Source organism: Staphylococcus equorum (assembly GCF_001747895.1).
In the GTDB taxonomy this organism is placed as follows: domain Bacteria; phylum Bacillota; class Bacilli; order Staphylococcales; family Staphylococcaceae; genus Staphylococcus; species Staphylococcus equorum_A.
Genome location: NZ_LNNB01000004.1, coordinates 1 through 19,334 on the forward strand (window position 1 = coordinate 1; position 19,334 = coordinate 19,334).

The following is a 19,334-nucleotide window of genomic DNA, read 5'->3' on the forward strand; positions in this document are numbered from 1 at the left end:
TTCAGTTTTCAATGTTCATTACTGCGTTAATGCGTTACAAGAAATAATTATAACATTAAGTTTTTGTTAAGTCAATAATAAATTTCTTTTTTTATTTATTAAGTTTGTTGCGTTTTTTAACTCAACATTTAATATTGTATATCCTTTCAACTAATTTAACAAGTGTCAAATTTACACTTTGTAAAAACTTCGTTGAATCGGTTGTTTTGCTACGTGTCTTGTTTCGACGACTTTTTTATAATATCAAGTTTATTCACAACCGTCAATAATTTTCAGCAATCTTTTTAGTTAAATTTTACCTTTGTGATGTCTATTTATTGTTTTTATGTATTAAACGTTTGTTTAGTGTAAATATATCGGCATATTTCTTAACTTAATGAGGTTGTCTTACTTTCTATTATATATAGTAGGAACTAGGATGCTTATCAATCAGAAATGCCGCCACTATCGCATACACTCAACTTTTCTACTCTAGTATCATTCAACTTATTCAATATAAAGAAGTAAGAACAAAAAAAAGGAAAACTCATTTGTTTTAAAAATGAGTTTTCCCTTTTCTTATATCATTAGTATTACAAGATATTAGATAATGATTTCTTTCTTCTATTGACTGTTTCTTTTATCTTGGCAGTCTTTGCATAACCCATATATTTCCATACGGTGATGCGTTACATTAAAGTCTGTTACGTGCTGCGCTAATTGTTCTACTTCATCAAGTTGTGGATAATGGAAATCCACTATTTTTCCACAATTATCACAGATAACGTGATAATGATTATGTGTACTGAAGTCAAAACGGCTCGAAGAATCTCCGTATGGTAATTCTTTTACTATACCAATATCTTTAAAGACACGTAAATTATTATATATTGTAGCAACACTTATATTTGGAAAATCAGGTGAAAGTGCTTGATAAATCTCATCGGCTGTAGGATGTGTCTCTGAAGCAATTAAAAATTTCAATATTGCTTGTCGTTGAGGCGTTATTCTAATACCGTTATTTCTTAAAGACGCAATTGAATGTTCTAGTTGATGTTCAACTGTTTCCATCTCTGCACTCATTTCACTCACCATCTTTCTATTTAAGAATAATTATTACTTAATATAAATATAACTGTTTGATGTGTGAAATGTCAATCTTCATTACTTAAAAGTCTTTAATAGCCTTGTTTAGGATCTACTTCATTCTCAATTAAATCTTCCTTATTGAGAAAATGGTTAAGATTTTTAATAAATATATCCGTAACCTCGCTCATATTTTCTTTGCCATTACCTGTGATATGAGCAGTAATAGTAATATTTTCTAATGAATATAGTTCATTACTTGGATTTAAAGGCTCTTTTTCGAACACGTCTATATATGCGTGTCTAATTTGCTTTTCTTTTAAAGCTTCAATTAACACACTCTCCTCAACAATTGTCCCTCTACCTACATTTATAAACAATGCTGTTTCATTCATTAACTCAAAATGCGCTTTCGTTATGAGATGTATAGTCTGCTCAGTTTCAGGTAGTGTGTTAACAATTATGTCCGCTTCGGTTAAAGCATTAGAAAGTTCATTTAATGCGAAGGTCTTACTAAATCCCTCTACTGAATGACCATTTGTATTGATACCAATAATTTTCATGTTCATTGCATTTGCAATATTAGCCGTATATTGAGCGATACTTCCTGTACCTAGAAATAGAATCGTTTCCCCACTCACTCTTGAGCCCGTAAGTTTTGAATCATAATATCTATTTTGTTGATTAATATAGGAAGTTCTCATTTTTTTATAGTCATCTAGTATATAAGCTATAATAAATTCTGACATTTGCTTTGCATGTATACCTTTACCATTTGTAAGTAATATATTTTGTTTATCAATATAATCTAAAGGTAAACTATTCACACCTGTTGAATACCATGCCATCCATTTAAGTTTAGGACAATTTTCTAAAAACGATTGATTAAGTTTACCATCATAACCGAATATTATATCTAAATCTTTTTTATCTTGTTCTTCTATTTCAGAGACACCCTTTGTAAATACAAAATCGATAGTAGGATAAGCTTCTATTAATTTAGATTCTAAATCTCCCATTCTTTTTAAACTGACAGCTTTCATCTATGTTCACCCCAAGATTCCTTTTAGTTCATCCATTTGTGTTTTAACTTTAACTTTTTCAATTACATCTATTATAATACCATCTTCATCAATAACAAATGTAGTTCTTACGATACCCATCGATTCTTTACCAAATGATTTCTTCAATTGATAGACACCCACTTTTTCTGACAGCTCATAATTCTCGTCCACTAATAAGTCAAAATTTAGATCTAGTTTTTGGCTGAAATTTTCGTGTTTCTTTTTAGTATCTCCACTAATACCATACACTTTGGTATTTAAATCATTAAAAATTGCTAAATTATCTCTAAAATCACATGCTTCAGTAGTACATGTAGGTGTATTATCTCTTGGATAAAAGTAAAGTACAGCTTTACTTCCTTTTATAGATTCATTAGAAATAACCTTCCCTTTTTGATTTTCTAGTTTAAATGATGGAAATTGATCGCCTTTTCTTAACATTTAACTCCCCCTATTCCTTTTTATTCTTAATTTTATGATACGATAATAGACGAAATTATTAAATTAAAAGAGGTTGATATGTATGAAATTTACTGAAAGTGAAAAACTTCAAAAATTATCTAATGAGTATATTCTAGGGGGAGTCAATTCACCTTCTCGCTCATATAAGGCAGTTGGCGGTGGCGCACCAGTTATGATGCGCTCTGGTCAGGGCGCATATTTGTTTGATGTAGATGGAAACAAGTACATTGATTATTTACAAGCTTATGGTCCTATTATTACTGGTCATGCACATCCACATATTACTAAAGCAATTCAAGAACAGGCTGCCCAAGGTGTATTATATGGTACGCCTACAGAACTAGAAATTGAATTTGCTAAAAAATTACGTGAAGCTATGCCTTCATTAGAAAAGATTAGGTTTGTTAATTCGGGTACAGAATCAGTTATGACTACAATCCGTGTCGCCCGTGCTTATACTAAAAGAACTAAAATCATCAAATTTGCTGGTCAGTATCACGGTCACTCTGATTTAGTTTTAGTTGCTGCTGGTAGTGGGCCTTCTCAATTAGGTTCACCTGATTCTGCTGGTGTTCCTGAAAGTGTCGCTCAAGAAGTCATCACAGTTCCTTTCAACGATATTGGTGCTTATAAGGAAGCTATTGACTATTGGGGAGAAGATATTGCTGCCGTATTAGTAGAACCTATTGTCGGTAATTTTGGCATGGTTAAACCTAAACCTGGTTTCTTAGAACAAGTAAACGAACTTACCCATAATAATGGAAGCTTAGTTATATATGATGAAGTCATTACAGCATTCCGTTTCCATTACGGTGGTGCACAAGATCTTTATAATGTATATCCTGATTTAACAGCCTTCGGTAAAATTGTTGGTGGTGGTTTACCTATAGGGGGATATGGAGGAAAGCAAGATATTATGGAACAAGTAGCACCTTTAGGTCCTGCATACCAAGCTGGTACTATGGCAGGCAACCCACTATCCATGAAAGCTGGCATTGCACTTCTAGAAGTATTAGAGCAAGATGGCGTTTATGAAAAATTAGATGCATTAGGTAAACGTTTAGAGGATGGTTTGCTTTCATTAATTAAAAAACATAATATTACTGCTACGGTAAATAGAGTATATGGTGCCCTAACATTATATTTTACAGATGAAACAGTAGAAAATTATGCTCAGGCTGAAAATACTGATGGAGACGCATTTGCTAAATTCTTTAAATTAATGCTAAACCAAGGTATTAATCTTGCGCCTTCTAAATTTGAAGCTTGGTTTTTAACTACTGAACATACAGACGAAGACATTGATGCAACATTAAAAGCGGTAGATTATGCATTTAGTCAAATGGTATAAACTTGAATTTTACACCCAATCGTTGTATAACAAGTATAAACATTATTTTATTAAATATATTAAGGAGCGGTACATTTGAAATTAGGAGCCCGTATTCTCAAAACAGGTATCGCAATTATACTTGCTTTGTTTATCGCTTCTCTATTACCTGATGAAGCTGGTTTAAAAGCCATTGCTGCAGTCAGTGCTGTCATTGCAATGCAACCAAGTGTTTTTCGTTCAATAAAAACAATTGGGGAACGAGCAATAGGTAACCTTGTTGGTGCTGTTTTAGCAGTAGTGATGGTTACAATATTTGGAAATAATATTGTAATCATGGGTGTTACAGTAATTTTATTAATTGCAATCCTGTTTCGTTTCAAATTGGAACATGTTGCTACGCTAGCAAGTATAACTGCTTTAATTATTATGGGACAACATACTGGTAACTTTTATGTTTCTGCCTTTTATAGATTTATACTTGTTATGGTTGGTGTGCTTAGTTCTTCAGCAGTAAACCTTTTATTTCTACCACCTAAATTTGAATCTAAAATATACTATAATTCATTAAATATCTGTTCTGATATTTTTGTATGGTTTAAATTAGTTTTAAATGACACCTCTGAGTATCATCATATTAAAGAAGATAGAGGGTTAATTGTTACCCGTATTGATAAACTCGAAGAAACTTTGGGTTATTATTCAGAAGAAAAACCATGGACTAAAAAGCAACTGTATGCACAAAATAGGAAAAAAATTCTTTTTAAAGAATTAGTCCGTAGTACTCGGCGAGCGTATGAAGTTTTGAGAAAAATGAATCGTTATCAAAATGACCTTCATAATTTAAATAACGAATTACTTTTGCAGATTAAATTAGAGATTGACACATTGATTGCATATCACGAACAAATCTTCATCAGTCTTTCAAAAAAGGCACGGTATGATGTAGATCAACTTGATAGTCAGATTTCAAACCCACAGAAAAAAGATTTGATGGATGCATTTCAAAAAGAAATCATTCAAAATCCTTATCAATCAATGTACTCATATACTAATATTATGCAAATTATTTCAGCAATCGAAGAATATCGTTATATTTTAGAACATTTAGATAGACTGCGTATTAGTTTCTTCACGTACCATCGAAATGATAATGAAATTGATATACTAGAAGAAGACTTCGATTTATAAATAAAATACCCTTTGAGCTTAATTTTCATCTGCTCAAAGGGTATTTTTAAATTTCTTATAATAGTTGTAATCAAAATAGTAACTTAATCGTTTAAGATCAAAGCGCACTCGGTATACGTTAAAATACCCAATGCGCTTTTAAATATTTACTGACTATAAATTTTGAATACTATATAGATGTTCGTATGCACCTTTTTTAGCTAATAATGCTGAATGTGAACCACTTTCAACAATTTCACCATTTTCTACAACAACAATTTTATCAGCATGTGTGATAGTAGATAATCTATGTGCAACAATAAGTGTTGTACGATTTGCACTTAATACACTCAAGGCATCTTGAATAATAGATTCACTTTCTAAATCAAGCGCGCTCGTCGCCTCATCTAATATAATAATTGGTGGATTATTTAGGAAGATGCGGGCAATAGAAACACGTTGTTTTTGTCCACCAGAGAGTTTAACCCCTCTTTCGCCCACTTCTGTATCGTAACCTTTAGATAGTTCCATTATAAAATCATGCGCATTGGCCATTTTAGCAGCGTTAATAACTTCTTCATCTGAAGCATCCGGTTTACCTAATAATATATTTTCTTTAATCGTATCCGAGAATAATATATTATCTTGTTGAACTAAGCCAATTTGTCTTCTCAAGCTACCTGTTAAATATGACTTGATATTTGTACCATCAATTTTTATTTCGCCTTCGGTAACATCATAGAACCTAGGTATTAAATTGATTAAAGTAGATTTTCCTCCACCACTCATACCAACAAATGCCACAGTCTCACCTTGATTAATTTCTAAATTAATATCTTTAAGGATATTTGCTTCATTTTGATCATATCTAAAATTAACATTATTTAATTCGATGTGTCCTTGTTTTATTTCTATTGGCAATGCACCTTTTTTATTTTTGATGTCGTAATCCTCATCTAAAAGTTGGAATACACGGTCCATTGACGCAAAACTTTGTGTCAATGTCGTAAATGAAGAAACTAATCTACGTAGAGGTCCAAATAGTTGTTCAAGATAGCCCACGAAAGCAGCTAAAGTACCTACTGTTATCGATCCATTGATTGCTAAGAATGCACCTGTACCAATAACGATTAAAGGTCCAATATCTGTAACCGTATTAATTGCTGAGAATGAATAAGCATTCCAACGCGTATGATTAAACGCTCTTTGTAAGAAATTTTGGTTATGTTTATTAAAGTTTCCTGCTTCATTATCTTCAATTGCAAAACTTTTTATAACTGACATCCCTTGTACACGTTCATGTAAGAACCCTTGTACTTCTGCCAATGCTTGTGATCTCTTTCTTGTTAAACTTCTCAAACGACCAAAGAAGAAATATACAGTTAAAATATATACAGGGAATATAATAATTGCAGCTAAAGTTAACTTAACATCTAAGAAGAACATAATAGTCAATGCAATAATAATAGTTATACAGTCGAGCCATATATTCATTAAACCAGTTAATATAAAGTCTTTAGTTTGCTCAACATCATTAATAACCCTTGAAATAACCTGTCCTGCTTGGTTATTCGCATAAAATCTTGAACTCAAAGCTTGCAAATGATGATAAAGCTTTTTACGTATGTCATATAAAATTTTGTTACTTGTCCACTGTGCTAGATATTGTCTTAAAAACTCAATTGGTGGTCTTACTATCACAAAGATGAACGCTGCTATACCCATTGCAACTAATAATTTTGTGATCTTTTCTTCTACTGTTATAGCACCATTATTGATAATATCATCGATGACATATTTAATTAATAATGGAATCAGCATCGGAATACCAAATTTTAGAATACCTACAAGTATAGTGGCAATGATTCGCCATTTATATGGTCGAACAAATTGTAAATATCTGCGAATCATAAAACGATTCCTCCCCACACTATATTTGCAAATGAAACAGCCTATGTTGATGGTCCAACTAGGCTGCTAATTTATGCGCTATCTAAAGTTGTTTGACAATTTCATTTGCGAATACGAATATTTTATAGCAAACTTATTTTTTCTTGTTTGTATTGTTCACATTCATATCACTATAAATGATAATTAAATTAAAAACATTAAATCTGCTTAATAATTTCTAACTTTTTTGTATCGTTCTCGCCAAACTTTAATGAAGTCTGGAGCAAACGGACCTTTCTTCTGTTCAATCCATTGCTGTAAAATATCTACATTTCTTCTTAAAATAACGTCGATATCAGGTGAATAATTCATTTGTCTCATATGCTGCTCGTATTCATCTTCGTCTAGTAAATGATATTTACCGTTTGGATATACTTTAATATCTAAATCATAATCGATATATTTTAAAGCTTCTTCATCACAAACAAATGGTGAAGATAAATTACAATAATAATAAACGCCATCTTCTCTAAACATACATATCACGTTAAACCAATATTCAGAATGAAAATATACAATTGCAGGCTCTCTCGTAATCCATGTACGACTATCACTTTCTGTGACGAGCGTATGATCATTCCCACCAATAACAACATCTTCCGTACCTTTTAATATAGTAGTTTCAGACCAAACACGATGAATATTACCATCATGTTTATAACTTTGAATCTTAATTGTCTGACCTTCTTTAGGTATGGATTCTTTTACCATGCTCCACACCACCTTTTCTTAATTTCACATATAGAATTATAACATAACTCAAGATACAACACCGAATCTAACAATGTTTAGTTATGAAATTATATATTTTTGTCATACTTACAGGAAAATTAAAGTCTTCTTTTTCTGTTAACTGCATCCACACCATATTCTCTGGTAAGGTGATGTCATCTTTATGCACATTTTCTTGAGACATAAATACCTCAATATCCCACGTGATATGTGTAAATTGATGTTTTAATTTAAATGCAGGCGCTTGATCAAATGTCGCTTGTGTCCCCAATACTGAGTTAATATGCTTATCTTCCTCTGCTTCATACATTGGAAATTCCCACATATTATTTAATAACTTTTGTGTACGTTTTTCAATTAAATAAGCATTATCTTCATTTTTAAGTAGATAAACATGCTGTTTTATATGTTTCTTTTTAATTTTTGTTGTTTTTACAGGTAATGATTGAACTGTACCTTTTTCAAATGCTTCACAATGTTCTTGAACCGGACAGAATAAACACAACGGGGACTTCGGTGTACAAATCAATGCACCTAGTTCCATCATTGCTTGGTTAAATGTACCTGCATCTTGCTCAACGTATGGTTGTAATTCATTCTCAAATGCTTTACGTGTTGATTGCAATTTCGTATCTCTCTCATCATTGTTTAGTCGAGACCATACTCTAAAGACGTTCCCATCCACAGTTGCTAAGGGTTTGTCGAAAGCAATGCTCATAACTGCTGCTTGTGTATAAGGACCTACGCCTTTTAGTTTTCCAAATGTCACCGGTTCGTCTGGCACGACACCGTGGTGACTTTCATGTACTTCTTTTATTGCAGTGTGAAAATTACGTGCCCTACTATAATAGCCTAAACCTTCCCAATATTTGAGCACTTCATCTTCATGTGCTTGACTTAACTCAGAAATAGTTGGAAAGCGATGGATGAATCTATGATAATAATCTATAACTGTTTTAACTTGAGTTTGTTGTAACATCACTTCACTCAACCATATATAATATGGATTAGAGGTTTCTCTCCAAGGCATTTCACGTTGATGTTCATCAAACCATGTAACGAGATTATTCTTGAATTTTGACTCATTAAACATTTTACACATCTCTTTCTATTAGTAATTCTTAAAAATTTCAAAATAAATTTCAGTATGTTATTTTTATTATTTATGATATTAGATTATAATGAATATATATTATTGACATGAAACGAGTTGAATACTTATGGATACAGGCACACATATTGTCATGGGTATCGGATTAACAGCATTAGCTACTCAAGACCCGGCAATGGCAGGATCATTTGTAGCCACAGCTACCACATTAGTAGTTGGCTCTTTAATACCTGATGGCGACACTGTTTTTAAATTAAAAGATAACGCTACCTATATATCAAATCATAGAGGTATCACACATTCAATACCCTTTACGATATTATGGCCTTTATTAATTACTTTATTAATTTTTACATTTTTCAAAAACGTTGATATAACACACGTTTGGCTATGGGCACAGCTTGCAGTATTTCTACATGTATTTGTAGATATTTTCAATTCTTATGGCACACAAGCGCTAAGGCCTATTACTAACAAATGGATACAACTCAGCGTAATTAATACGTTTGATCCAATTATATTTGCCTTGTGGTGTATTGGAATACTGCTTTGGTTAGTTGGGATTCATCCATATCTTGTGTTTTTCCCAATTATCGCTATTCTTGTAATATATTATATCATTCGCTTTAGAATGCAAGCTGTGATTAAAGAACAAGCTCTAAAACAAATTCAACAAGAACATAATCCAGTAAAAGTATTTGTTGCTCCAACAATTCGCTTCATGCAATGGCGTGTTGCAATACAAACTGAAGAACATGATTATGTGGGACGTAGTTTTGGTAGAAACATTGTATTTAGTGACAAATCAAAACGTCATCCATTTCCAAGTGATGATTTAATGCAATATGTCGAGGGTGATAAAAATATTAAAACATTCCTTAACTTCTCAACTATTTATCGTTGGGAAGCTAGAAAGTTAGATGATGAAACAACCGAAATCAGATTAATTGATTTACGTTATTTAAAAAATGGACATTATTCTTTTGTAGCTATTGCCCATTTAGACGATGAAATGAATATCGACCATTCATATATCGGCTGGGTCTTTAGCGAAGATAAATTACAGAAAAAATTATTTGCAAAATAACGCGTTTTTAAAATTTAATACCTCTAAATACAATAAGAACTGGAAAGGTTCGTTATCAATCAACGAACCTTTCCAGTTCTTTTATTACGTTTAGTTTAATTAATAGTGAGTAATCTTTATTTATTTTCGCTTAAGTCATCTGCTTCATTCGTATTTTCATCTTTATCTGTATCTGAATGCGCAACGATTGTTTCATCCGGCACTGCGTATAAATATTTTCTGTGTGCCATTATTCGATATTTAGCAAAAATAACTACACAAAGTATTGCTAAAAACAATATATAATATAAATGATATGGTATATTATTTAAACTTAAAGCACCCAGCACGACAGATTGTGAAATACCTTCAATAAGGTAATATAGTGGATTTAACATTAATATATGCGATACCAGTGACGTATTACTTGTTGGTATAAAGAGTATTGGAACAATAAAAAACATTACTAATGAAATCACGTAAAACATGCCGTTAATTTTGCGACGAACAATAGCTGAAAGACCTAATATTGTTGATACGAGTATCATGAATAGCATCGACATTACTACATAATAAAACGTAGAAGTTATAGAACTTTCAATATTAACAGGTGTTGCATATATCATAATAATTAAAGTTATAAACATTGTTATACTCGTAATGATTGCTATAACAACATTTTGAAATATTGGGTTCAAGTTAAATAACTTACTAGTAAAGTAATCAATTTTATAAGTTTTATAACTTCGATAAACAGCAATCCAAATATAAGCAAAAGTTGTTAATCCTGCCAATCTAAAATAGGCACGAGCTTGAATTAGTTCTTCGGTGCCATTTATTTTAAATATTAGCATTAATAAGAATAGCAATGCCAAGCTTGATAAAAATGGTATAACAAGCCACACCCATTGTGATTTTAATCGATGATATGCTTGTTTGCTAAGATATGGCATGTTTTTAAAAAAACTAATTATACTATCAATCATTCTTTACACCTACAATTCAATATATATCCATTTATTATTTTTTAAATCTGCCATGAAATAGCCCTCTCCAGATTTAGTAATCCAGAAATTATTTTCAATATTAAACTTATCTTTTAATTCTTCCTTCTTCTTAATAGGGAATGTAAAGCCCTTGAGTTTATTTTCGTCATTAAAAATCATAGAGATAGGTTGTTGTACTATAGGTACTACAAAACGATTGTCCTTATTATTTTCTGGTACAAGTCCCTCTGTTACTGTACTATGTTTTTTATGCAAATGACTGTTGAAAAATTCATAAAAATTATTATAGTTATTATGCATGTATGGTGCTAATGCTTTAGAACTATGTGCTTCATATAAACCTGCAGGTTCAAAGAAACGCAATTTATTTTTAGCAACCTTATAATGCTTATTGTCTACGTCAATTCTATAATACTTATTATTTTCAGCGGTAATAGTTACAAAGCCATACTGATTTATTTTTTGTTTATTTCCATTGTCCATATCTTCCACAGTAATAGATTCATCTAATACGATACCGTATCCTAACATTTCTTCATAAGGATCTTTATGTTGGTTTTGTATTGAGGCTTGATCAATATTTTGTCCAATCTGTAACTTCCCGACATTATTAAACATTAAAATTGCCATAAATAATAAGCCCACTACAAATACTGAAAGCCATGTCCAAAATCTAACGAATGCAACAGGTGGTTTCACATGATTATATCTTTCTATACGTTTGAAATTATAAGTTAATTCCGGCGTTCTTGTTCTACTTTTTTTCCAATCAACATCAAAATTCGCCTTCTCTTGCTCATCTTCCAACGACAATCTATCTTTCTCATGGTCTTTAAATACTGGTAAGACTTGATTTAAAGAGCCTTCCATTCTAAGTTGGCCGTGAGAGACCCAGGCAATGTAATTACTCGTCTGAGCTATACGTTGAACATCATCATCGATTATCACAATTGTTAAATTTTGGTTTATGTATTCTTCTGTAAGTCCAATTGCTTTTTCGATAAAAGATTCATCTAAGTATTGTAAAATATGATTAAAAATTATAATGCTTGCTTTTGAAGTTCTTGCTAATGCGAATAATAATTGTGCATATTGTGAATCAGTTAATCGGCTAACTTTAACATCCGCTTTATCTTCAAGGTGCGCATATTTTATAATTTGCTCTACTTTATGATCCGAAGTCTTATATTGAAACAACATGATTGCATTAGCCACAAAATCATTTACAGAAGTATGCTGCAATAATTTATCTTCAATATCAGCAAAAAACAAGTCTCTTTTCTTAACGACTTTTCCTTTGTCGGGTTTTATTTCACCACTTAATAAACGCCCTATTAATGATTTAGAAGAACCCGCTTCACCTATTATTCCTAAAGCTTCACCTTGATAGATATGGAGGTTAAAATTATTCAATTCTATATCTTCTTCATCATAACCAAATGGTAAATACCATTTAGATGATTTTTTATTTCTATAATAATGAGTTACATTTAGTAACTTTAATATAATTGAACTACCCATCCTATCTTCATCCTTCTACAATTTTAATAATGCGAGCGGTAAACCCTCTTCAGGTTCTGAACTTTTAATTCTAAAGCCCCACGCAAAAACGCCTTTTAACCGTTCAACTTTGAAATAGCTTTCTGTGCCATCATTTAATTTATATATTTTACCCAATTCTACTTTATTTCTATCTACAAGATAGCTTTCTGCAATAATTACTTTACTTGCATATACGTCATATTCATTAAAAATGCCATTCATTTCTGCTTTACGCATTTTCTCTTTATAACCTTGTATCTCATGACGTAATTCAATTTCACTCATTTCACTCAATTTCTTCTGTTCCATCTACTATTCCACTCTCTTCTAATTTAGCTTTAATTTTATCATATTTATAACCTTTTCTCATAAGTGCTTCTATTGTTTTGTTAATTAATTTTCTACCTGAAAATTTTCTTGAATATTTATTATATGCTTTTTCTAATTCGTTTTGTAATAACTCATCTAATTCTTCTTCAGGTTGAGAAAAATCCATTTCGTCCATTACTTCTTTAATTTTCTCAAAAGAGTAACCTTTTTGCATTAATGATTGTGTCAATTTCTCTTTTCTTTTTACTAATGGCCCCTTTTTCTGTTTCAAAATTTTATTTGCAACTTTTAATATATCCTCCATAGATTGCTCCTGTTCATAAATCTGGCTATATTCATCAATAATTAATTGTTCAATGCCAGCTTCTCGTAATTTTTGTTTATATATTCCAGGACCTTTATCTGTCGTTAAAATCATGGTGTTTTTTAAGCTATTCGCATAATCATTATGATCTATAAGCTTTTGCTCATGACAGTAATCTATGACTTTAGCAATGACTGACTCAGAAATTTCTTTTTTTGTAAGATGTTTAATTACTTCATGGTCAGTTCTTTTTCTATATGAAATATATTGAATAGCTGCGTTAACTGCTTGCCTGTATTGTTCATAGCTTTGGATTTCTTCCATATCTTTAGCTTCAACAATTTGATCTTTTTTTAAATTAAAATAGACAAAGGTATCAATATCGATACCCATTTCAAATTCATCATCTAAATATAGATTAAAACGTTCTTTATTCTTTTTTTGCACTTCTATCTTTGTTATTTTAGGCATATTATTCACTCCACTTATAAGAATAACTTATATTGATTATGAATGGAATTATAGTGTATAGCATATTTAAAATTGCTATTAATCCATGTATGTATATTTAAATTATAACATCAAAAAAGGAGCGAGATAGAAATCAAAATTTGATTTCGTATTCCGCTCCCACAAGGCTCCCTAGAAAAGGAATACAAGAGCTGAAACTCTTGCATAAGAACTACTCATCTTCCTAAATGACGAAGTAGTTCTTTAAAAGCTTGAAACATGTGTTTTTAAACACCTTACAGCTCGTGTACAACATTTTATTTATGTTCCATTCTCTTAGCTTATTACACACCGAGTTCTTGGATTGCATTTTCATACTGTTCATTAGAAATAAAATCCTGTTGTTTCATTTTCTCTAAATCTATTTTTACACGATTGATATAATTATCCGACATGTTATTCACATCGTATACGCTTGGTGCATTAATCTTACTGGCTAAAATTGCACTTTGTAATACAGATATCTGAGGTAAATTAGGATTGTTTTTATCTGTTGTTACGCCAAAAAAGTGATTTGCTGCTGACTCAACAGTATATTGGTCACTTCCAAAATAAATATTGTTCACATAAAAACTTAAAATTTCATTTTTGTCATAAGTTTTTTCTGCGCGATGTGCTACAAATAATTCTTTGATTTTTCTTGTTAGTGATTGTTCATTATCATAATAATAGTTTTTCACTACTTGTTGCGTAATCGTACTCCCACCTTGCACGCTATTATCACTTATTGTTGAAAATAGTGCACGCGATGTACCTTTGAAATCAAATCCATTATGTTTATAATATCTTTCGTCTTCCATTGCTATAAATGCACCCTTAGTATAGTCGGGCATATTTGAAACAGAGACGAAGGATTCTTTATCTTCAATACTTCTCAAGTCATCCACATCTGCTCTTAAAGAAAATGCGTACATTGTAGCTATAAACGCAGCGATTAAAATGATGATAGGTATTAATATCTTTATCAACAAACCTTTTCCTTTTTTCTTTTTTGGTGGTTTGTTTACCGGTTGGAAATAGGTATTATGCTGCGGTATATTTGAGTTTTTTTGACTAGTTTGTTTTTTAGTTTGCTTATAACGATCGCTTCTTTTCATGCGCTAGCTCCTTTATGTTGCTCTCATATCATTATAAGTGAGTTTATCAATAGTTTAAATGTTTATCTACACCAAATTGAAAATATCAGTCCAAGGGTGTATGTCACGCTACGCATAGAGTTTCATTGTAAGCATATTTCATATATGTTTAAGTTATTAAACATTATACGACCATAAGATATATACTAACGCGAAAATTATCATTATAAAATACAAAAAACTGGAAAAACCCATAGCATCAGACTATATCTCCCAGGTTGAACCTTTAATTCAACTTATAAGATATAATCATTACCATACGTTTTTCCAGTCATATATTAAGGACACTTATGTCCAAAGCGTGCGTTCATTAATGATTTGCAATTAGTCTTTTAACTGATTTGCAATTTCTCTATTAAAATCATCTAAGTCATCAGGTGTACGACTCGTAACTATATTTTTATCTACAACTACTGATTCGTCTACAACTTGTGCGCCTGCGTTAGATAAATCTTTGCGGACATTTAACACTGCAGTTAAAGTACGTCTATTTAAATCATCAGTATCTATTAAAATTTGAGGTCCGTGGCAAATTGCAAATGTTGGAACATCATTTTTTGTGAAATACTTAGCAAATGTACCATATCTGCCTTCTGGGTCACCACGTAGATGATCTGGAGAAAATCCGCCTGGAATTAATAATCCATCGTAACCCTCTGGCTTAGCATCTGCAATACTAACTTCTACTGTAGCTTTTGCACCATGTTTACCAACAACTTCACTATTCGCTGTATCGCCAATAATTACTGTTTCATGCCCTGCTTCTTCTATTGCTTCTTGTGGGCTTGTTAATTCAACATCTTCAAATTCATTTGTTACTATGATTGCTACTTTTTTAGCCATGTATAATCACCTTTCCTATTTGCGTTCTACATTATATATAGACGAAATCAAGAAAAGTTAAACATACAATAGCTCAATCTAATTTATGGACAATCTGTGCTTATTCAGATGTGTTTGATACAGTTTTGACTTTTTCTTCTAATTGATCTAATAAACCAATCCACTCATCAATATCTTCCACTTTTACTTCGTTTGGATTAACTTGGTCTATATCGTCAATAAACTTTTCTAATCTTTCTTTTATTTGATCAATTGTTTGATTTTCATTCATTTTCAATGAGACTCCCTTTTTATAAGATATTATTATCCTAACATGGAATTAACAACTTTTGGTAGTATCAGAATAATATTATAATAAAATGTTAAGTGTAGTGTCTCAGAGTGTCAATAAAGTTTATAACTTTGTCAGCATATTTTTTGTGCACCTTTTCCGCGGTCACAACCTTGTCTTGTAGTCTTTCGCTAATGCTTTATTAACTAGTTAGAAGTAAGAGCAAATCACTGACATTTTTAAAATCATCTATATAAAAAAAGAAAGGTACATATCGATTGTAATTAATCCGATATGTACCTTCCATTTTTTATCCTAATTGTTGCACGTTTGATAAGAACTCAATCGTACTTTTACTTTCTTCTCTACGCTCTTTCCTTCTTTTAACTCGAGCAGGTGCTGTATCATAGAACCATTTTTCTGTCTGTGATTCTGGGTAAACTTGAGGTACTTCTATTGGCTTACCATCTTCACCGAGTGCTACAAATGTTAAAAAACTTAGCGCTGCTAAATGTCTTTCATTTTTAAGTACATCTTCTATAATAATTTGAACGCAGACTTCCATTGAAGATTTTCCAGCATATGAGACCATAGCTTCATAAGAAACGACAGCTCCTGTTTTAATTGGTTTTAAAAAGTCTACCGAATCAGTTGAAGCTGTTACTACTTGTGAATTACTATGTTTCGTTGCTGTTATAGCAGAAATTTCATCAATGTTCGCCATCAACATACCGCCAAACATTGTCTGCAGATGATTCGTTTCTTGTGGAAAAACTTGTCTCTCTTTAATACTTCGTGCTTCAGACATCGATTTACGTTTAGGTCTGTCCATAATTTAATCATTTCCTTTTCTTTTATTAGACAAAAAGTGAGTGCTCTGAAAAATAGAATACTACTTCAGAACACTTTCACAGATTTCTCTCTATTTTGACCAGTTACCATTTTCGAAGACGAGTTCTTTTTCATCCTCTTGTGTGATGCCATAAATTGTTAAATCTTTACTACCAATCATAAAGTCAACATGAATAAGTGAATCATTTAACCCTTGAGCTAACTTTTCATCTGTAGTCATTTCTGTACCACCCTCTACATTAAAACCGTAAGCTGAGCCCAATGCAATGTGACAAGATGCATTTTCATCGAACAATGTATTATAAAAGATAGTATTGCGGTTAGAAATAGGTGAATCATCAGGTACTAATGCTACTTCACCTAATCGCTTAGCACCTTCGTCTGTATTTAATAAATCACGTAAGACCTCTTCACCTTTCTCAGCTTTATAATCAATGACTTCTCCATCTTTAAAAGTTAATGTAAAACCATCTATAATATTACCGTTATGGCTTAATGGTAATTTATTCGTTACATAGCCATTTACTTTCAACCTATGAGGTGCAGTGAACACTTCTTCAGTTGGAATATTAGCTACAAAGGCTTGACCTCCACTTGCATAACTTGTTGCATCTTCCCATATATGACCTTCTGGCAAACCAATTTCTAAATCTGTACCTTCAGAAATATAGTGAAGTGCTTTATAATTTTTACTTTGTAACTTATCTGCATGTTTACTTAGATTAGCAACATGAGCCTTCCAATTAGCGACTGGATCATTACCATCTACGCGAACGATATCTAATACTTCATCAATGAATGTGTTGTAGGCATCTTCTTCAGATAGTTCTGGATAGACACGGCTTGCCCAAGCTTTTGATGGATAGGCTGCCACACACCAAGGAAATTGGTTTTTCTGACTTGCTTCCATATATCCTTTATATGCAGTAGCATACTGTCTTTGGAAAGCAGCTAATTTATCACGGTCAATGCCATTTAATAAATCAGGATCTTGTGTTATAAGTGCTAAATTTGCAGCACCTCTATTTACATAATCCATGCGCTTAGCAACTTCATAATCTTTCACTTCATTACTTTCGAAATGTTCTACTGTTTCATATTCGAATTTTAAGCGAGAAAGTCGATCGTCACTGTAGTCAACTTTAACATCAGAAGCGCCTCGTTTATATGCGGCTTCTACTATGTAATGCGTTAATTCAATAGCATCAACACTTGAGCGAATAAATACTGGCTGACCTTCTTGAACATTCATTCCTACACCAACTAAAAGTTCGGCGTATTGTTTTAATTTTTCTTGTAATTGAGTCATATTTATACACTCCTTTTATTTGCGTATTTGCCCAAGTGCGTCTGCAATTGCAGCTGCTTCACTTGGTGTAAATGACGCTTTTGATGTTACATATTCGTGAATTTCGCTTATTTCTTGCTTATCTGCTTCTTCATATTTATCTGGATCAATCAAGCTTTGATTTACAAGATTTAAACGTTCTCTTATTTCTAAAATCATTTGTTCGTTAGTATTTGTCACTTCGTTCACCCCTTTTACCAACTTATTTTATCAAATTTACGTTTCTTGTAAAACTTTTATCATAATAATGCTTTAGAAATGATTAAAAAAGCTTTAAAATGGGAAATAGCATTATATAATTTGGAGGTAGTCACATGATTTCAGTAGCATTCGTTTGTTTAGGCAATATTTGTCGCTCGCCAATGGCAGAAGCTATAATGCGACAAAGATTACTAGATCGAAAGATAACAGGTTTAAACGTAACCTCTAGAGGCACAGGTGAATGGAACTTAGGTCAACCACCTCATGAGGGCACGCAAGATATTCTCACTAAAAATGATATACCGTTTGATAACATGATCAGTGAACTATTTAAAGCTGATGATGACTTTGATTATATCATTGCAATGGATCAAAGTAATGTAGAGAATATTAAACAGATCAATTCTAGCATTAAAGGACAATTGTATAAGCTATTAGACTTTAGTGATATGAATGAGACTGACGTACCTGATCCTTATTATACAAATAATTTCGAAGGTGTTTATAAAATGGTACAATCATCTTGTGATAACTTAATTGATTTTATAGTTAAAGATGCAAATCTAAGAGAGGGGTAAAACATCATGCAAAATAAATTAATTCCAGGAATTCTATTAGGTGCCGTAATTGGAGGCGCAGCAACATTGGCAGACAAATCAACTCGCCAATCATTAAAACAATCAATTAAAGATAGAAAAGAAGGCAATCGTTCTCAAAAACCTTCAGCTATCAACAACGTAAAAGACGAAGTATTATATTGGAAAGATGTGGTAGAAGAAATTCGCCGTAATAATCCAGAATTAGAACGTTCTTTAAAAGACGCGAAAAATACATTCGTTGAACGTAAAAATAAACGTTTAAACAATTAATTGGTTTATAGTATTGTATTTTTGATACCGCATGTTTAAATAATTAAATTAAGGCAATACCTAATATTACATGTTTAGGTATTGTCTTTTGTATATAACTTGTAATGTGCGATATTTTAAAAACTTAAAAACAATTTAAAAAAAAGAATATCAACAGTTATTTACCTTCTT

Annotated in this window: 21 protein-coding genes; 5 read left to right on the forward strand and 16 right to left on the reverse strand. The window is 31.7% G+C overall.

Annotated elements, in window-relative coordinates:
- Positions 1 to 603: 603 nt before the first annotated feature.
- From perR to AST02_RS00650, 3 genes are all read right to left on the reverse strand, one after another.
- A complete protein-coding gene (gene perR / locus AST02_RS00640) occupies positions 604 to 1,062 on the reverse strand; it encodes a peroxide-responsive transcriptional repressor PerR (protein ID WP_002512518.1) in 459 nt (152 codons plus the stop codon).
- Positions 1,063 to 1,157: 95 nt separating this feature from the next.
- Complete coding sequence (locus AST02_RS00645) at positions 1,158 to 2,108, reverse strand: phosphoglycerate dehydrogenase (RefSeq protein ID WP_069814983.1); 951 nt, start codon at positions 2,106 to 2,108, stop codon at positions 1,158 to 1,160.
- A gap of 6 nt (positions 2,109 to 2,114) precedes the next feature.
- Entirely contained in the window at positions 2,115 to 2,570 is a 456-nt protein-coding gene (locus AST02_RS00650) for a peroxiredoxin (protein WP_069814985.1), read from the reverse strand.
- An 82-nt stretch (positions 2,571 to 2,652) separates the two neighbouring features.
- On the opposite strand from AST02_RS00650, the gene AST02_RS00655 reads away from it, so the two are divergent.
- Positions 2,653 to 3,942 (forward strand): glutamate-1-semialdehyde 2,1-aminomutase, encoded by a 1,290-nt coding sequence (locus AST02_RS00655; RefSeq protein WP_069814987.1) that lies wholly within the window; start codon positions 2,653 to 2,655, stop codon positions 3,940 to 3,942.
- A 75-nt stretch (positions 3,943 to 4,017) separates the two neighbouring features.
- On the forward strand, positions 4,018 to 5,112 hold the full coding sequence (locus AST02_RS00660; protein ID WP_046466223.1) for an FUSC family protein: 1,095 nt from the start codon (positions 4,018 to 4,020) through the stop codon (positions 5,110 to 5,112).
- Positions 5,113 to 5,265: 153 nt separating this feature from the next.
- Here AST02_RS00660 and AST02_RS00665 read toward each other — a convergent pair whose 3' ends face one another.
- The 3 genes from AST02_RS00665 to mutY all read right to left on the reverse strand — a co-directional run bounded on the left by AST02_RS00665 (position 5,266) and on the right by mutY (position 8,866).
- On the reverse strand, positions 5,266 to 7,002 hold the full coding sequence (locus AST02_RS00665) for an ABC transporter ATP-binding protein (RefSeq protein ID WP_069814989.1): 1,737 nt from the start codon (positions 7,000 to 7,002) through the stop codon (positions 5,266 to 5,268).
- Positions 7,003 to 7,209: 207 nt separating this feature from the next.
- Positions 7,210 to 7,752, reverse strand: coding sequence for a nucleoside tri-diphosphate phosphatase (ntdP, locus tag AST02_RS00670; RefSeq protein WP_046466225.1), 543 nt, complete (start codon positions 7,750 to 7,752; stop codon positions 7,210 to 7,212).
- Positions 7,753 to 7,819: 67 nt separating this feature from the next.
- Entirely contained in the window at positions 7,820 to 8,866 is a 1,047-nt protein-coding gene (gene mutY / locus AST02_RS00675; RefSeq protein ID WP_069814990.1) for an A/G-specific adenine glycosylase, read from the reverse strand.
- 127 nt (positions 8,867 to 8,993) lie between these two features.
- Between mutY and AST02_RS00680 the strand changes: the two genes are divergently transcribed.
- A complete protein-coding gene (locus tag AST02_RS00680) occupies positions 8,994 to 9,971 on the forward strand; it encodes a metal-dependent hydrolase (RefSeq protein WP_046466227.1) in 978 nt (325 codons plus the stop codon).
- 116 nt (positions 9,972 to 10,087) lie between these two features.
- Here the strand turns inward: AST02_RS00680 and AST02_RS00685 are convergent, their stop codons facing one another.
- From AST02_RS00685 to AST02_RS00725, 10 genes are all read right to left on the reverse strand, one after another.
- Positions 10,088 to 10,936, reverse strand: coding sequence for a sugar ABC transporter permease (locus AST02_RS00685; RefSeq protein WP_069814992.1), 849 nt, complete (start codon positions 10,934 to 10,936; stop codon positions 10,088 to 10,090).
- A gap of 9 nt (positions 10,937 to 10,945) precedes the next feature.
- Complete coding sequence (locus tag AST02_RS00690; RefSeq protein ID WP_069814994.1) at positions 10,946 to 12,478, reverse strand: ATP-binding cassette domain-containing protein; 1,533 nt, start codon at positions 12,476 to 12,478, stop codon at positions 10,946 to 10,948.
- 15 nt (positions 12,479 to 12,493) lie between these two features.
- Complete coding sequence (locus AST02_RS00695; RefSeq protein ID WP_002507217.1) at positions 12,494 to 12,808, reverse strand: YfhH family protein; 315 nt, start codon at positions 12,806 to 12,808, stop codon at positions 12,494 to 12,496.
- A complete protein-coding gene (recX, locus tag AST02_RS00700) occupies positions 12,786 to 13,604 on the reverse strand; it encodes a recombination regulator RecX (RefSeq protein WP_046466230.1) in 819 nt (272 codons plus the stop codon). The genes AST02_RS00695 and recX overlap by 23 nt, the downstream gene beginning before the upstream one ends.
- Positions 13,605 to 13,927: 323 nt before the next feature.
- The gene (gene sgtB, locus AST02_RS00705; RefSeq protein ID WP_046466231.1) at positions 13,928 to 14,740 is read right to left on the reverse strand and encodes a monofunctional peptidoglycan glycosyltransferase SgtB; all 813 of its coding nucleotides are present in this window, start codon (positions 14,738 to 14,740) and stop codon (positions 13,928 to 13,930) included.
- 363 nt (positions 14,741 to 15,103) lie between these two features.
- On the reverse strand, positions 15,104 to 15,622 hold the full coding sequence (locus tag AST02_RS00710) for a type 1 glutamine amidotransferase domain-containing protein (protein ID WP_069814996.1): 519 nt from the start codon (positions 15,620 to 15,622) through the stop codon (positions 15,104 to 15,106).
- Between the two features lie 100 nt (positions 15,623 to 15,722).
- On the reverse strand, positions 15,723 to 15,893 hold the full coding sequence (locus AST02_RS14165) for an SE1561 family protein (protein WP_002507213.1): 171 nt from the start codon (positions 15,891 to 15,893) through the stop codon (positions 15,723 to 15,725).
- Between the two features lie 310 nt (positions 15,894 to 16,203).
- Complete coding sequence (locus AST02_RS00715; protein WP_046466233.1) at positions 16,204 to 16,725, reverse strand: acyl-CoA thioesterase; 522 nt, start codon at positions 16,723 to 16,725, stop codon at positions 16,204 to 16,206.
- A 90-nt stretch (positions 16,726 to 16,815) separates the two neighbouring features.
- The gene (locus AST02_RS00720; RefSeq protein ID WP_046466234.1) at positions 16,816 to 18,054 is read right to left on the reverse strand and encodes an aminopeptidase; all 1,239 of its coding nucleotides are present in this window, start codon (positions 18,052 to 18,054) and stop codon (positions 16,816 to 16,818) included.
- 15 nt (positions 18,055 to 18,069) lie between these two features.
- Complete coding sequence (locus AST02_RS00725; protein WP_226957509.1) at positions 18,070 to 18,252, reverse strand: DUF1128 family protein; 183 nt, start codon at positions 18,250 to 18,252, stop codon at positions 18,070 to 18,072.
- A gap of 155 nt (positions 18,253 to 18,407) precedes the next feature.
- Here AST02_RS00725 and AST02_RS00730 point away from each other — a divergent pair, with 155 nt between their 5' ends.
- Entirely contained in the window at positions 18,408 to 18,872 is a 465-nt protein-coding gene (locus AST02_RS00730) for a low molecular weight protein-tyrosine-phosphatase (protein ID WP_046466236.1), read from the forward strand.
- A 6-nt stretch (positions 18,873 to 18,878) separates the two neighbouring features.
- Positions 18,879 to 19,163 carry a hypothetical protein gene (locus tag AST02_RS00735; RefSeq protein WP_046466237.1) on the forward strand — a complete coding sequence of 95 codons (285 nt, stop codon included), beginning with the start codon at positions 18,879 to 18,881 and terminating at the stop codon, positions 19,161 to 19,163.
- The last annotated feature ends 171 nt before the right edge of the window (positions 19,164 to 19,334 follow it).

What these genes read in the sequence shown, in the direction of transcription:
- AST02_RS00655 (WP_069814987.1), top strand. Translation starts at nt 2,653, where the DNA reads ATGAAATTTACTGAAAGTGAAAAACTTCAAAAATTATCTAATGAGTAT.
- AST02_RS00680 (WP_046466227.1), top strand. Translation starts at nt 8,994, where the DNA reads ATGGATACAGGCACACATATTGTCATGGGTATCGGATTAACAGCATTA.
- AST02_RS00730 (WP_046466236.1), top strand. Translation starts at nt 18,408, where the DNA reads ATGATTTCAGTAGCATTCGTTTGTTTAGGCAATATTTGTCGCTCGCCA.
- recX (WP_046466230.1), bottom strand. Translation starts at nt 13,604, where the DNA reads ATGCCTAAAATAACAAAGATAGAAGTGCAAAAAAAGAATAAAGAACGT.
- mutY (WP_069814990.1), bottom strand. Translation starts at nt 8,866, where the DNA reads ATGTTTAATGAGTCAAAATTCAAGAATAATCTCGTTACATGGTTTGAT.
- AST02_RS00665 (WP_069814989.1), bottom strand. Translation starts at nt 7,002, where the DNA reads ATGATTCGCAGATATTTACAATTTGTTCGACCATATAAATGGCGAATC.
- AST02_RS00710 (WP_069814996.1), bottom strand. Translation starts at nt 15,622, where the DNA reads ATGGCTAAAAAAGTAGCAATCATAGTAACAAATGAATTTGAAGATGTT.
- ntdP (WP_046466225.1), bottom strand. Translation starts at nt 7,752, where the DNA reads ATGGTAAAAGAATCCATACCTAAAGAAGGTCAGACAATTAAGATTCAA.
- AST02_RS00725 (WP_226957509.1), bottom strand. Translation starts at nt 18,252, where the DNA reads ATGATTTTAGAAATAAGAGAACGTTTAAATCTTGTAAATCAAAGCTTG.
- AST02_RS00735 (WP_046466237.1), top strand. Translation starts at nt 18,879, where the DNA reads ATGCAAAATAAATTAATTCCAGGAATTCTATTAGGTGCCGTAATTGGA.
- AST02_RS00685 (WP_069814992.1), bottom strand. Translation starts at nt 10,936, where the DNA reads ATGATTGATAGTATAATTAGTTTTTTTAAAAACATGCCATATCTTAGC.
- AST02_RS00715 (WP_046466233.1), bottom strand. Translation starts at nt 16,725, where the DNA reads ATGGACAGACCTAAACGTAAATCGATGTCTGAAGCACGAAGTATTAAA.
- AST02_RS00690 (WP_069814994.1), bottom strand. Translation starts at nt 12,478, where the DNA reads ATGGGTAGTTCAATTATATTAAAGTTACTAAATGTAACTCATTATTAT.
- AST02_RS00645 (WP_069814983.1), bottom strand. Translation starts at nt 2,108, where the DNA reads ATGAAAGCTGTCAGTTTAAAAAGAATGGGAGATTTAGAATCTAAATTA.
- perR (WP_002512518.1), bottom strand. Translation starts at nt 1,062, where the DNA reads ATGAGTGCAGAGATGGAAACAGTTGAACATCAACTAGAACATTCAATT.
- AST02_RS00695 (WP_002507217.1), bottom strand. Translation starts at nt 12,808, where the DNA reads ATGGAACAGAAGAAATTGAGTGAAATGAGTGAAATTGAATTACGTCAT.
- sgtB (WP_046466231.1), bottom strand. Translation starts at nt 14,740, where the DNA reads ATGAAAAGAAGCGATCGTTATAAGCAAACTAAAAAACAAACTAGTCAA.
- AST02_RS00720 (WP_046466234.1), bottom strand. Translation starts at nt 18,054, where the DNA reads ATGACTCAATTACAAGAAAAATTAAAACAATACGCCGAACTTTTAGTT.
- AST02_RS14165 (WP_002507213.1), bottom strand. Translation starts at nt 15,893, where the DNA reads ATGAATGAAAATCAAACAATTGATCAAATAAAAGAAAGATTAGAAAAG.
- AST02_RS00650 (WP_069814985.1), bottom strand. Translation starts at nt 2,570, where the DNA reads ATGTTAAGAAAAGGCGATCAATTTCCATCATTTAAACTAGAAAATCAA.